The sequence below is a fragment of the Parafrankia irregularis genome, assembly GCF_001536285.1.
Taxonomy (GTDB): domain Bacteria; phylum Actinomycetota; class Actinomycetes; order Frankiales; family Frankiaceae; genus Parafrankia; species Parafrankia irregularis.
Map to the genome: position 1 here is coordinate 1 of NZ_FAOZ01000047.1, position 13,656 is coordinate 13,656.

13 protein-coding genes are annotated in these 13,656 nt (G+C 68.6%); 6 read left to right on the top strand and 7 right to left on the bottom strand.

The features are described 5' to 3' along the window. Positions 1-199 precede the first annotated feature (199 nt). From AWX74_RS36130 to AWX74_RS36140, 4 genes are all read left to right on the top strand, one after another. The gene (locus AWX74_RS36130; protein ID WP_114476454.1) at positions 200-1,111 is read left to right on the top strand and encodes an N-6 DNA methylase; all 912 of its coding nucleotides are present in this window, start codon (positions 200-202) and stop codon (positions 1,109-1,111) included. A gap of 451 nt (positions 1,112-1,562) precedes the next feature. Further along, entirely contained in the window at positions 1,563-1,790 is a 228-nt protein-coding gene (locus AWX74_RS36135; RefSeq protein ID WP_091286150.1) for a hypothetical protein, read from the top strand. 93 nt (positions 1,791-1,883) lie between these two features. Then, positions 1,884-2,519, top strand: coding sequence for a hypothetical protein (locus AWX74_RS40450; protein WP_165615932.1), 636 nt, complete (start codon positions 1,884-1,886; stop codon positions 2,517-2,519). Next, a complete protein-coding gene (locus AWX74_RS36140; RefSeq protein WP_091286153.1) occupies positions 2,516-3,259 on the top strand; it encodes a PP2C family protein-serine/threonine phosphatase in 744 nt (247 codons plus the stop codon). Before AWX74_RS40450 ends, AWX74_RS36140 begins: the two co-directional genes overlap by 4 nt. Before the next feature lie 242 nt (positions 3,260-3,501). Here AWX74_RS36140 and AWX74_RS39715 read toward each other — a convergent pair whose 3' ends face one another. Continuing rightward, positions 3,502-3,948, bottom strand: coding sequence for a hypothetical protein (locus AWX74_RS39715; RefSeq protein WP_165615933.1), 447 nt, complete (start codon positions 3,946-3,948; stop codon positions 3,502-3,504). Between the two features lie 121 nt (positions 3,949-4,069). Between AWX74_RS39715 and AWX74_RS36150 the strand changes: the two genes are divergently transcribed. Continuing rightward, positions 4,070-4,372: a hypothetical protein gene (locus tag AWX74_RS36150; protein ID WP_091286163.1), complete on the top strand. Its 303-nt coding sequence runs from the start codon at positions 4,070-4,072 to the stop codon at positions 4,370-4,372. Between the two features lie 52 nt (positions 4,373-4,424). Here AWX74_RS36150 and AWX74_RS36155 read toward each other — a convergent pair whose 3' ends face one another. Then, positions 4,425-4,931 carry an HNH endonuclease gene (locus AWX74_RS36155; protein ID WP_091286168.1) on the bottom strand — a complete coding sequence of 169 codons (507 nt, stop codon included), beginning with the start codon at positions 4,929-4,931 and terminating at the stop codon, positions 4,425-4,427. 22 nt (positions 4,932-4,953) lie between these two features. Continuing rightward, entirely contained in the window at positions 4,954-5,349 is a 396-nt protein-coding gene (locus AWX74_RS36160; RefSeq protein ID WP_165615935.1) for a hypothetical protein, read from the bottom strand. Between the two features lie 265 nt (positions 5,350-5,614). On the opposite strand from AWX74_RS36160, the gene mobF reads away from it, so the two are divergent. Further along, a complete protein-coding gene (mobF, locus tag AWX74_RS36165; RefSeq protein ID WP_091286177.1) occupies positions 5,615-9,337 on the top strand; it encodes a MobF family relaxase in 3,723 nt (1,240 codons plus the stop codon). A 53-nt stretch (positions 9,338-9,390) separates the two neighbouring features. Here mobF and AWX74_RS39720 read toward each other — a convergent pair whose 3' ends face one another. From AWX74_RS39720 to AWX74_RS36185, 4 genes are all read right to left on the bottom strand, one after another. Further along, positions 9,391-9,951: a hypothetical protein gene (locus AWX74_RS39720; protein ID WP_131799628.1), complete on the bottom strand. Its 561-nt coding sequence runs from the start codon at positions 9,949-9,951 to the stop codon at positions 9,391-9,393. 101 nt (positions 9,952-10,052) lie between these two features. Next, positions 10,053-10,568 (bottom strand): hypothetical protein, encoded by a 516-nt coding sequence (locus AWX74_RS36175; RefSeq protein ID WP_091286182.1) that lies wholly within the window; start codon positions 10,566-10,568, stop codon positions 10,053-10,055. After that, positions 10,565-12,208, bottom strand: coding sequence for a type IV secretory system conjugative DNA transfer family protein (locus AWX74_RS36180; protein WP_091286185.1), 1,644 nt, complete (start codon positions 12,206-12,208; stop codon positions 10,565-10,567). The genes AWX74_RS36175 and AWX74_RS36180 overlap by 4 nt, the downstream gene beginning before the upstream one ends. Further along, on the bottom strand, positions 12,208-13,404 hold the full coding sequence (locus tag AWX74_RS36185) for a hypothetical protein (protein WP_207550487.1): 1,197 nt from the start codon (positions 13,402-13,404) through the stop codon (positions 12,208-12,210). Before AWX74_RS36185 ends, AWX74_RS36180 begins: the two co-directional genes overlap by 1 nt. Positions 13,405-13,656: the final 252 nt, after the last annotated feature.

The window sequence follows — 13,656 nt, forward strand, 5'->3', positions numbered from 1 at the left end:
CGGCCGTCACCGCCAGCGCCGGCGCCGGCGGCTGACCCCGCCCCGGGGTGCCCGCGGGGCCGGTTCCCGCGGGCACCCCACGAGGCCCCACGGCCCCAACCACACCCCACAAAGACCTCCACGTCGATCTCTGTGAGCGCCCCTGCCAAAGGCCAATGGCAGGGGCGCTCACCTGTTTTGCCTCTGAATGGAGATCCCGATGAGCGCATCGTCCCAACCCGTTCGGGCACCCGGCCCGGCCCGCCCACGGCCCACCACGCCGACCGGCGCGCTCGCGCAGGCCCATCGGATCGCCGAGGCCGTCGACCAGGCATGGCACACCGCCGCGGCCAGCGACCGGACCGAGATCCCGCTGTCGGTCGTCGCGGCCCTCGCACTGCGCACCCCCGACAATGCCGACGAACGAGCCTGGGTCGCAGCCCAGCTGACCAACACGGACGACAACGGGCTGCTCGGGTTTCTACGCGCGACCTGGCAGCTATTTGCCCGCGTCCGCCCCGATCTGTTCCCCCGGATCGCGCTGCTGGCCGCGCCGTGGTTCACCGAACCCGCTCCCGACCGCGACCTACTGCGCGCCGTACGCCGCGTCGTGCACGCCGCGCTGCGGGCTGGGCTGCACGAGCTGCTGGACGCGGCCCGCTACGACGTCGACCTGTTCGGCCCGCTGCTGATGGTTCTGCGGACCCGCGGCGCCCGCGCGGCACGCGGCCAGTACTACACCCCGCCCGACCTGGCGGACCTGCTGGCCCGGCTCGGCGGCACGGTGCCGCAGGCCGGCGAGCTGGTGGTCGAGCCCACCGCCGGAACCGGCGGGCTGCTGCGCGCCGCCGCGCGGGCGATCCGCGACGCCGGCGGCGATCCGCGCACCATCCGCTGGGTTGCGGTCGACCGCGACGAGCTCGCGCTCGCCGCCCTCGCCACCAATGTGATCATCTGGGATCTCGGGTCGCAGGTTCTGATCGCGCACGGCGACGTCCTGGCCGACGACTGGCAGGCCCGCTCCCTCGGTGAACGCGCCGAAGTCCTCGCGCTCGCCCGTGACGTCCACCAGACCTCACGCGCGCTTGCCCTCCTCCGCCATCTTGACCGAGGAGACAGCGACCCGCTCTGACCACACCCCAGAGCCGTCGCGCCAACCCGCCCGGCGGGGCCCTTGATCCGTACCGCCCTGGCCCTGGCCCGCTCTCCACCGCCGGTACGTAATGCGCTCAAGGCCGCGCGGCCATGACGTACAAGGAAACCGGCCTGCGGCCGGTGCTCATCCCGCACTCGACGGCCACGCTAACGCGGGCCGTCGAGCCAGCGGCCACGGTCCCGCACTCGCGCCGGCAGCGGGGAGGCCGCTGTATTCCGGGCTTCGCAGCCTCGCACGCGCGGAGGCCGGCCGCAACCGTGCGGCTATTCCGGGTGGCCAACATCTTTTGGCTCGCGAAAAAGAGCCGCGATCCAAAACATGTTCGCCACCCGGGCCGCCCAGTTGCACCCGACCCCCACGCGCGCGTGTCTCCCAGCACCGAAACACACCAACCACCCCGCCTCAGGGCCGACCGCTGGGAGACACCATGACCGCCAACCTCACCGCCCTCGTCCGGCTCGGGGCCACCGAGCTGCCCGCGGAGATTCTCTCCCTCACCGAGTGCGGAAACTGTGATGCCCCCTGCACGGGGCCCTTCTGCTCCGGCTTCTGCCGGGCCGCCGTGCTCGGCGAGCTCGACGCTGCCTTCGACGCGGCGCTGTTGGACAGCGCAGCCGGTCGTTACGAACTCCACGAACTTGAGATCGACGCCTAGCGGCGCCGATCTGCGGTGGGGCCACAACGGCCCCACCGCAGATCCGCGGTAACCGCCTCCGCTGACCGGTTCGTAATAACAAAGGACGAAAACATGACCTTCGCTGAGAGTTCCAGACCTCTCACTGAGACCGCCCGAGCCATAGCGGCGGCATTGGGAATCACGTGGACTTCGGCACGTCCCGCGAGCGGGCTGACATCAGAGGTATCTCTCTACAGTGAAACCGGCGAGGCGATCCTCATAAAGCGTCGACGAGGGGGTCGACGGATCGAGATATCCGCACTTACGGGTCACCCTGACGAAGGTCTATCAAACTACTGGACCCACCATCGAAACTTCCCAAACGTGATCACTGTAGATGCTCGGCGGGCGCCGATCGACATTGCCCGCGACATCGAGCGGCGTCTGCTACCTTCCTATCGGATTGCTTTGGCCCGAGCTCGTGACGCCAAGCGTGCGGCCAGTGCTACAGAGAGAGAAAGGCGGCGGATTATTCAAAGCCTCGCTCTAATTCTTCCCAGTGCGCGCATCGCCGTGGAAGCCAGCGAACACGACCTAGAAATAGGTGGCGTCGAAGGTAGTCTCCTGCTCGGCAGAATCAAGGTTCCACCGAGTGACTGGCCGGTGGAAATGAGCATCGATATTCCTAAGGCTCTTGTTCTCGAATTTGCGCGCCGTCTTGCTGTACTCGAGTCTGAGATCTCCCACACGCCGCGGGAGACGCGATGAGCCAGTCCGCATGGCCCATCGCCCGGCTCGCCGCCGGCACGGTCAGAGACCAGGGACCGCGTCGTGTTCAGGCCGACGCTGCCGCCACATGGCGTGACACCAACGGCGTCGCCGCCTGGGCAATCGCAGACGGCATCGGAGACGACTACAGCGTCGCGCAGATGGCCGCTGACGCCGCCCGAACCGCAGCGAGGACCGCGACCCGTGCCGGAGCGTGGGCCGGGATCAATGCGGCCCGCCACGAAGCCGCCATGTTCTTTGCCGGCGCACCCGCAGGCCAGGTCGACGACGCGGTTCTCGTGGTGGCCGTGCCGATTCCAAGCCGCATCGGAGGCGGCGTCGACATCGCGTGGGTGGGAGATTCGCGCGCCTACGTCCTGCGTGAGGGCATGGCCGTGCAGGTGACCACCGATCGAACCCGCGGACAGGAGTACCGCGACGTCAACCAGCCGGAATGGGCACGTCGCATCGCCTCACGCTATGACAACGTCGTCACTACCTCTGTGCACCACGGCGACATCGACACGATCCGCGTCGTCGGACCGATCACGCGAATCATGCTGTGCTCGGACGGTGTCCACGGGGTCGTGGACACAGAGGCCATTGCCGCCGCCCTGGCGACCGACGCCGCCCCCCGCGCCGCTGCCCACCGCGTGATGGCAGCTGCCCGAGCGGCGGGCCTCCGCGACAACGCCACCGTCACCGTCATCGGACCGCCGCCAGGCGGACGCTGGCCATGATCTGACGCCTTCTGGCCGGTCGGCTTCGCGCTCGGATCCGACCGGCCAGCGAATCGCCCAGCAGAGCGACCCCGATGCAGGAGACGATGACGGCGAACCCTGAGGATCAGAAGCAACAGCATACCGTTCACACTCAGCTTCCCCTACCCCACATGCCGGCCGGGCCAGCCCCGGCGGTGTCAGCCCCACCCAGCCCGGCCGAAAGAGCGCGGGCCCGCGTTGCCGCCCGCATCCGACGCCGCCTACGAGCCGCCGGCGCGGACCCGTACACGGGCACCCTCCTCTACCGCAGCGACGACCTCCGCTGGTGGTTGCATCGCGCACAGCCCACCCGCTGGCGCGCCGGATACGTCGATGTCCATGATCGGAAAAATGGCTCGTCCGACGCCTATCCCCCACCTCGGTTGCCAACCCTGACCGCTGCCTGCTGCCACATCGCCGATGTACTCGCCAGCGAACCGCGTCCACGCTTCGGTCCACAGCGAGGCCGCTTCGTTCTTGTCGAGCGGCAGGCCGGCCAAGTGGAGCTGGCCCGGATCACCAGCGTCCGCGCTGGCGCAGTTCGCGAAGTCGCTCTCGTGAGCGATCCGGCCCAACGGTTCGCCGTTGGCGGCCTCACTCTGTGGCGGCACCTGCCGATACCCGGCCGCTTCACCCTCCGCGAGGCGCGCACTGCGCTGGCGCACCACCCTGACCCCTTCGCGTCCTTCGCCGACGCCCGCCAGTTCCTCACCGGCTACACGCGCCACGACCGGCCGGCGAAGGCGAGATGACACCCGATCATGCCGGCAACACGAAGGAGCCGCCCCAATGGATCACACCATGAACTGCGGATCGATCGACATGCAGACCATCCTGCCCCCGCATCCGGCTGCAAGCTGGGAGCCGGGAAACCTGGGGGCCTATCCCCTGCGCATCACCGCACTACTCGGTGAAAGAGGCGAAATCATCCTCCACATCGACACCGCGCTCACTCTCGGAGGCGGAGAGGAACCGCCGATGTCCATCTACGCAGACGATCAAGAAATCTACACCAGTCCCACCGCGGCAGGCGGGGACTGCGCCGATCCCGACCACGGTCACCCCGTCCCCTGGCGCACACCCAGCCGCTGACTGTCGGGCGAGCCGACCGGGAACGACGGGCACACCGCGATGTGAGCCCAGATCACCACAGCAGATACTGCCCCGGCCGCGGATTCCCGTCCGCGTTCACGCGCTCGAGTGTCGCGGCGAGCGTAGCCTCCCAGACATCGAGGTCGATCTCGGGAGTGCGGGAAAGAAGCTCCAACAGCGCCCCTCGCAGCGCCCGCGATCGGGCTGCCGCTCCCCGGATGTCGGCGCGCCCGAGCCGATGCGCGTTCCGGGCCCGATCTCGGGCGACAGTCACGGCCACGTTGTCCGCCTGCGTGGACTCTCGTAGATGCTCACGGCGCACGCACAGCGGTTCGTCACACTCGTGCTCCACCACTCGGCCTGCGCCGATCGGTCTCCCCGTCGTCCACTCGAATGCCCACCGGTGCGCTCGCAACGTGACCCATTCCTGCCCGCGCCACGCGGTGAACCGGCCATACCCGTCGTCGGCAAGAGCACCCAGCCAGTACGCGCAACCTGAGGTCACCAGTACCTTCCGGGCGAAGCGGAGATGCTCCGCCACGAGCAGCCGACCGACCATGGTCACCCTTCCTGACAGGTCGCTAGCCCCACTCTCCCAGCTTCACCGGCCCCGCCGGACCGACCGCTGTCTCCTGCAGCGTCGCCCCCGGCGGCACCTCGCCCCCGCGAGGGACCACCGTCTGATCCTCCGTCTGAACCCCGGGCGGATCCTCCTCCGACACATTCTCGTCGACGCTGCCAGGCGTCACCGCAGAACCATCATCATCCTCGGCCGCCTGCTGCGGCGGGTGGGCGCTGCGCGCCTTGCGAACCTCCGCAGGCTGCAGTCCCGTAACTGTCGCGGTGGTCGAGACCCCGAGCTCGCGCGCCATCTCGGCGAGACGACGATCTCGCTCCGTCGCGGCGGCGGCGACTGCGGCCTCGGCGTCGAAGTACGCCCTGGTCACTTCCTGCTCGACCCGGTGACGGTCTCGCAACCTAGCCAGTGCCTCCGCGCCCCGCTGACTCCGTGTCCGTGCCATGACGGCAGGCTAACCCTCCGTCCTGACAAATGCGCAGATTCCTCATTATCTGACGGTCCCCAACCCACCTCGAACGAACCCCCCGACGAACCCGCCTCTCAGTCCCCCGTCCTGCTCATGATCTTTTCTTTCGATCTTCGCAAGCGAAGATCGAAAGAAAAGATCATGGTATGACACACCTCTTGCACTAATAGTGATCTAGGTGTGTAGTTATCCCGTGATGACCGTCCATCGCGTCGGCGCGGGCGATGGATACACCTACCTGACACGTCAGGTCGCCACTGGCGACAACCTCCACGGCTGGGAGACGCTGGCCAGCTACTACGCGGCCAGTGGCAACCCGCCCGGCGTCTGGTATGGCCGAGGAGCGCAACACGCCGGCATCACTGGCCAAGTCGATGAAGCCCAGATGGCCAACCTCTATGGCCAAGGGCTGCACCCAGACACCGACGAGCCCTTGGGCCGCAGGTTCCCCGCCTTCCAGCCCCTTGAGGAACGGCTAGCCGCTCGCCTCGCCCGCCGCCAGACCGAGCTCGGCGCACCGGTCCCCCCGGACGAGGCCGAGCGGATCCGGATCGAGGAGCTCGGTCGAGAACGCCAGGCAGTCAGCGCCTGGGACCTGGTCTTCACACCGGTCAAAAGCATCAACGTCCTGCTGGCACTGGCCGACGAAGAGATCCAGGCAGAGATCAAGGCCGCGCACCAGGTGGCGTGGCAGTCAGTTCTGGACTACGCCGACATCGAGATCGCGCTCACCCGCCGCGGCGCAGGCGGCATCGCACAGGTCGAGACCCACGGCCTGATCGCCGCCGCGTTCGACCACTTCGACTCCCGTGCCGGTGACCCAAACCTGCACACCCACGTGGTCATCAGCGCGAAAGTCCAAGGCCTCGACGGAAAGTGGAGGGCGTTGGATGCCACAGCCCTCCACAGAGCCGCAGTTGCGCTGTCCGAGCGCTACACCAGCCGCATCGAGCAGGAGCTCACTGCTCGGCTCGGTGTCGTGTTCGCGAACCGGACCGAACCCGGGGTCCGCGGTGGTAAGCGACCCGTGCGGGAGATAGTCGGAGTGCCCGACGTTCTCCTACTGGAGTTCTCCTCGCGGCGCCAGGCGATCGAGACCCACCTTGCTCGCCTCGTCGCCGACTACCGCACCACCCACGGCCAGGCCCCCGATGCATCCACCATGTACCGGTTGGCCGAGCAGGCGACGCTGGCCACCCGCGCACGTAAGCAGCACACGTCCCTGCTTGACCAGCAGGCTGAATGGCGGGCCCGTGCGGAGGCACTCATCGGCCGCGACGGCGTCGACCAGCTCATGGATGCGGTCCGCCAGACTGGGCAGGACACCTCGCGAGCACCGGCGGTACCCATCACCGCCGTTGCCGTCGCCCAGCTGGCTGCTGCCACCGTTGAGGCCGTGCAGGAGCAACGCTCCACCTGGGGACGCTGGCATGTCGAAGCCGAAGCACACCGGCAGGTCCGCGAGCAGCCACACGTCCTCGACCGGGCTGCACTCGTCGCGCAGGTCACCGCCGCCGTTCTCTCCCCCGTCCACAGCGTTCAGCTGACCGTGCCGCGTGCTGAACCTCCCGCGCCTGACGTGCTACGTCGAAGCGTCGACGGCGGCGTCGTCTTCGATCGCAAGGACGCCACCCTCTACACCTCGATGGCGATCCTCGCGGCCGAGGACCGACTCCTCGCTGCCACAGCGCGCCCGGCCGGTGTCGCCGTCGACCCGCTGTTGGCTGCCGCGTTTGCCGAACGCGGCGGGCTGTCTGACGAACAGTCCCACGCGGTTCGTCAGCTGGTCAGCCGTGACACCCTGCTCGGCGTCCTGATCGGCCCCGCTGGCGCGGGCAAGACCACCACTATGCGAGCGGTCGTGCAGGCCTGGCAGGCCGCCGGCCGTGAGGTGCTCGCGCTCGCGCCCTCCCAGGTCGCCGCGGCCGTCCTGGCCGAGTCGATCGGCGGCGGTGTGCGGGCGGAGAACACCGCCAAGTGGCTCTACGAGACCACCACTCCCGGCCGGGGTGGACCTGCCTGGGAGCTACGTCCGGGAACGCTCGTGCTCGTCGACGAAGCGTCCCTCGCCGGGACGCTCGCCCTCGATCGCATCGTCGCCCAGGCCGCGGCCGTGGGAGCCGCCGTCCGCTTCATCGGCGACCATCGTCAACTTGATGCCGTCCAAGCCGGCGGCGCGTTGCGGCTGCTTGCTACCGACACGTCTGTCGCCGAACTCGCCGAGGTACGGCGCTTCACCGCCGAGTGGGAAGGGCCGGCATCACTGCGTCTACGTGCCGGGGACACCGCGGTGATCGGAACCTATATCGACCACGGGCGGGTAGTGGATGGCGACAGAGAGACTCTGCTGACCACCATGCTCACCCGATGGGCGACCGATACCGCCGCAGGCAAGCGCAGCCTCCTCATCGCTGCCGACCGCGACACCGTCACCGAGCTCAACGCTCGAGCTCGGGCCTATCGACTCAGCCGCGGGGAGGTCTCCGCCAGCGGCGTCACCCTTCCCGACGGGACAACCGCCGGTCTCGGGGACGTCATCGTGACACGGCGCAACGACCGCACACTCGTCGCCCGTGGCGGGCGGGACTTCGTGAAGAACCGCGACGTCTGGATCGTCACCCAGGTGCACGCCGACGGTGCTCTCACCGTCACCCACACCGACCACGAGGGCACTCTCACCCTGCCTGCCAGCTATGTCGCCACTGCGGTCGAGTTGGGCTACGCATCGACCGCCCACGGCGCCCAGGGCATAACCGTCGACACCTCCCGTGTCCTCGTCACCGAAGCCGATTCCGCCAGCTACCTCTATGTCAGTCTCACCCGCGGACGCGCGACGAACGAGGCCTATGTGGTTGTCCATCCCCTGGTCGATATCGACGCCGATCACGCTGCACCGCTCCCCCGCGACGTGCGGGCCGTACTCGGCACGGTGCTGAGCCGCGACTCCGGCCAACGCAGCGCGACCGAAACGCTGCGCGAGGCCTTCGCTGTCGCCGACGGAGACCTCGCTGGCTTCACCGCCCGCTACCACTATGCGGCCGATCTCAGCCGCATTCCCGCTCTCGTCGCGTTGCTCGAGCAAGTGCTGCCCGCGGAGGTGGCCGCGGCCGCGGCGTCTGATCCCGCTCTCGGCGCCCTCGCCCACACCCTCGACGTGGCCACTCCGATCGGCGGCGACCAAGCGGAGACTCTCGCCGCAGCCATCGCCTTCCAGGACCGGCCCATCGACGACGCCCGTTCGGTTCCACAGCTGCTCACCTGGCGACTTCAACGACTCATCGATGCGCATCCGGACCGCTTCGGGCCCGAAGCCTCCCCATCCCTCCCCGATGCAGTGCCGGACGCGGCCACTGTGCTGCTCGGGCCCTCCCCCGCGGAGGAAGGCCTCCTGCGGGACTATCTGGACCACCTGCGTAGCCAGGTGACCGAGCGCGCCGAGGCCTTGGGTGAGGCGGCAGTCAACGTGCCGCCTACCTGGGCGCTCGACGCCCTGAACGCTGTCCCGGAAGACCCGACGATCCGTGCCCTGTGGCAACACACTGTCGGCGTGGTGGCCGCCTACCGCGAGGCATCCGCCATCAGCGGCGACGCCCAACCGCTTGGCGCTCCCCCTGACCAGTCGATGCCCGCTCACCAGCGTGCCGCCTATCTCCAGGCGAGCCGCCTCCTGGAACACAGCCGCGCCCGGATAGCCACCACCGCCCGCATGGCTCGCCTCGCTGACCTCCGCACTCGGTTGGCTCAAACCAGCCCGACATCGACCGGCGGCCAGCCCCGCCAGCCACAGGATCGGGCACAGAACCCCTCACAGTTCTACAACCGCTCGAATCCGGGGTACGAGCAGGAGCAGCCTCCGCTGCAGAACCCGACTGATCCCTACGACCCGCCCGAATACACCGGCCCAGACCGCGACCGATAATCTCATATCCCCGAAACGGGCCGGTTCTGAATCACGATGGGGAAAGGCTCGTGTCAGACTCGTTCCGGACCTTCGTCCCCGTACTCAGGGCCGTCGATCTCGGGGTGCTCGGCACGTTCGTGCTCCTGCCTCCGGACCGGATCAGGTGGCGTGGCATTCAGGCGAGCGCGCAGATCCTGCGCAGTGACCCGAGCCTCCCTCCTCCTGACAATTTCCTCCATCATCTTGTCGATCTTGCGTACGTCCTCCGGAGATAGCTCGGGATCATTGGCGCCCTGCGCCGAGAGCCGCTCCGCCGCTTTTCCTGCGGCCCCTCGCAACATTTGTTGCATTTCGGGATGTGCCTCTGGGGGAAGGCCCGGCCGGTCGAGGCGCAATGCGGCCGTCCGGGTCACTCCTCGCACGGTATCGCCTAGAGTCCGAGCCGGATCGTCGTCATCCCTCAGCTGCTCCTGAATGTCCTCCGGAACTACGAATCCAGCAGCGGCGACACGAGCAACGAGTTCCGAGCTCTCCAGAACGTCGAAAGGTTCTCCGCCAACAATCTCTTCTGGATGATCTTCCGGGTCATAGGTCTGCGGCGTGTAGCCCTGGTCAGCCAGATGTGCTGGCATTGTGGGATGGTAGATCTGAGCCCAGAACGTCCCGGTCGGTCCGTCCCAACCAAGAAAGACCTCCTCACCGCCAGGTCCATAGAAGCTGTATCGACGGCCCATTACACCTCGGTAGCTATGGTCGTGGCCGCCTGCAGGTCAACAAACGCGGTGAAGTCACCCTCGCCATGGACCAGCGGGGAACCATGCTCCTTGTGCGCGTTTATCTGGCAGCGAGGAGAACGGCGGGCGAAGCGAGCTCGGGCGCGGGCGAGCCAGTCCAGCCAGCGGACCGGATCCTCCGAGCGGGCACCCGCATGGTAGGCACCTAGCCAGGCCAGCCACAAGCCCGTGAGTTCCTCGACGAGGTCGCCGTGCAGGTACCAACACGGCGGAATGTCGTCGATCCGGAAACGTTCGCACAACCAGCGCACCCACGCACCGAGCTCGTGCCAGGTCTCACGCAGCTCCTCGGCCTCGAGTTCCTCCCAGCAGAATGGCGGTCGGGCGTCCGCGGTGTCCTGCTCGGGTCGCTGGTCGCGCTGTTCGATGGCCAGTACCCGGTCAACGAGTTCGGAGACGACCCCGAGCAGCTCATCGAGCTCACCTCGTGCTGAGGGCGGCACGGGCCTGGTCATGGCGCTGAGACTCCGTGGGGGTAGTAGGCATCGTGATCGGCACGCAGCCGCGCACCGTCTCGACGCCGGTCGACCTGCTGCAGACGGATCCAGGTCGGGGGCGCGGAACGAGGCAGCAGCAGGGCGTTGCCGAGAGGGGCGTTGCGGATCTCATCAGGTTCCAGCACCCGGCGACGACGAGGGCTGACGCTGATCTGATCCGGCCCCGCGGAGGCCCCACCGAGCAGGCCTCCGCGGGTATAGACCGAGGCGGTCGGTTCGTCGAACTCGCCGGCGGTCTTGGACAGGTCTTCCAGGTCGGCGACGTCGGACACACCAGGCAGGATCAGCTTGTAGGTGGCCGCATCCCACATCGCCTTCGCGGCGTGTTCGCCCCAGGCACGCCTCGCCTGGTTCAACGACTGCAGGACCGCCATGAGGAAGACTCCAGAGCCGCCGCCGTAGCTAAACAGGTCGGGCAACCGTGGCAGGGCGGCGATGTTCGAGGCCTCGTCGAGCATGAGACCCAGCGGCGGCGCGAGCCGCCCGCCCGGGGACGTCGCCGCCCGTTGCAGCCCGGCCTCGACAATCTCATCTACGAGCAACGCCGTCAGCGGTCCGATCGTCTGCTGTGAAGCGGGGGTGCCCTGGATGTGGACCGTGCCGCCGGCGAGCAGGTCGACGATCTCGAAGCCGGTACCAGGCGGCGGGCAGGCAGCATCGAGGACGACCGGATCCCACAACGACGCGAGCGCGAGGCGGACCCCGAAGAAGATGTTGGCCTGCATCCGCGGGTCCTCGGTGGAGTAGCGGGCCAGAGACTCAGCCCAGGCCTGGGTGGCCAGGCCGGCACGGCGGATGGCGGTGACAGGGGTGGGATCCGCCGGATCGGAGGACCATGCCAGAACGTCGCGCATGCTCGCCCCGGACAGCGCCGCCGCGTGTAGGTAAGCGGCGAGGACGATGGCGGAGACCTGCTGCCAGTCGGAGCCGTTCTCCGTGCCGGCGCCGATCTGGGCCGCGGAGGCGAGAACTTGACCCCGGCGCAGGGCGGTCGAGGGGTCGTCAGCCCCGCCGGTGGGGTCCCAGCGCAGCGGCTGACCGACCGGGGGCATAGGTTGCCAGGGATTCCACACCCAGACGGGGCCATGCTCACGTGCGCGGGCCGCGGCGGTCCACGCGGCCAGGTCCGGGCGGATGGACGTGGCCACGACCGGTCCGGGCCAGTCGACCACTGCACCGGCCAGCAGCCCGCGGGTCTTTCCGGAACGGGCGGGGCCGACGATGAGGCAGCCGTCCTCGACAGTTGCGTGGACGGCGCTGGCGCCGGCGAAACCTAGGCGGATCGCGGCATCGATGGCCGTTGCGGCTTCCCCGAGATCAGGACGTAGGTGGGCGGCGCGTGCGGTGACCGCCCGGGCGGAGGCATCGCGGCGAACCCGAGCGGACCCGTCGCCCCGCAGGCGCCGCAGAGCAAGAACCGCCAAGGCGAACAGCCCGGTCGCGCCGAGTAGCAGAATCGCGAACAGCACATAGCCGCCCGGTCCGCCGAGCCTGGCGCAGACTCGCCAGAGGTAGTAGACAGCGCCGGCTCCGATGATGGACAGCGGCAACAGCAGCCCCTGCTTGGTCCCGCCGGGCGACGATCCGGGGCCCTGCATCAGGCAGCCATGCGTTCGTCGGTGTGGTAGAGGCGGGCTTCGGTGTCGGTGAGGACGAGCTGCACCGGGTAGCCCCCCAGCCCCGCGATCTTCCACAATGCCCGCCCGCGGTCGCCGCCGCCCCACGAAGCGACGAGAAGCCGCTCGGCATCAGTGAGCCCAACCGTGTCGGCCAGATCGGCCAGCGGGCGGGTGTCCTGGGCGAGCAGGATCCGCACGTCGCAGGACGACACCAGCTCACGAGCGATCGCGACGGCTTCGGAGCCGGCAGCGCCGACCGCCTCGAAGTCGGCCAGACGGTGGGTGGCGAGCACCTGAATGGTGCCTTCGGCACGGCTCAGCCGCAGGTCAGAGTCGATCTTGCGGACGAAGTCGACGCCGGCCCGCAGTTGGCGCCACACCTCATCGCGGATCACCATGCGCAGCCGGCCGGGTTCATCGATCGCGGCCTGCCCCCAGCTCGACAAGCAGGTCAGCCCGACCACCACAGCGTCCTCACCCCGCTGGGAAAGGCGGGAGATGTCGACCGACTGCATGGGCCCATCGAAGTCCAGCTGCACGGTGGTCGGCGCGTCGAAGATCCCAGCGAGGTTCCGGACCATGCTGCCCAGCGCGTCAGTGACCCGGCGGAACAGGCTGACGAACTCGACCCGGGACGTGCAGCGGACCGCGGCGACCAGGCTGTCCGGGGCATCGAGCAGCACCCGATGCACGTCGGGGATCGTCGGATCCGCCAGCGTCGTATAGGCCAGCTGCTCACCCGTAGTGATCCGCAACGCTTCGGCGAGAACCGTCTCATCCTCGGGGCCGACGGGAGTACGGGCACCGACCAGGGTCACCAACAACCGCAGCCGCCGTCGTCCGATCTCAGCGAGCCGCTCGGTCAGCAGGATCGGATCGGCCGGCAGCCGGGCCCCCAGCGGTCCTGCGTCGAGAGGATTCAACCGGCCAGGCAACCCCGGGCCAAGCTCGCTCACAGTGCCACCGACCGCCTGAACCAGCGCACCGTACTCACCTTTGAGATCACCAAGGACCAGCGTGGATACCCCGAACTGGGACAGCCGCAATGCCAGGGCCTTCAGCGTCGCGGACTTGCCGGCGCCGGGACTGCCGGAAACAAGCATGTTGGGGTTGCGGACCAGGCCACGGCGCAGCCATTCCACCGGATGGCACGCAAACGCAGCGCCAGTGATCACGTCATAGCCGATGTAAGCGCCTACTGGGGGAACCCCGGCCCGTGTCAGAAGCGGATAGAGGCCCTGCACCGAAGCCGTGGACCCTCGCCACACCGCAGCCTGCGCGCTGTTCGCGGCGCGGCCACCGAAAGCACCGCGCCGTCCGCGGCGTGGAATCCACGTCCGCGGCGGGCCCACCTTCTCGGTCGGGCCGGAGGGTCGCGGTGCCGCTGGGCGGGTTGCGGGAAGCAGATCCCCCAGCGCCCAGGCCGG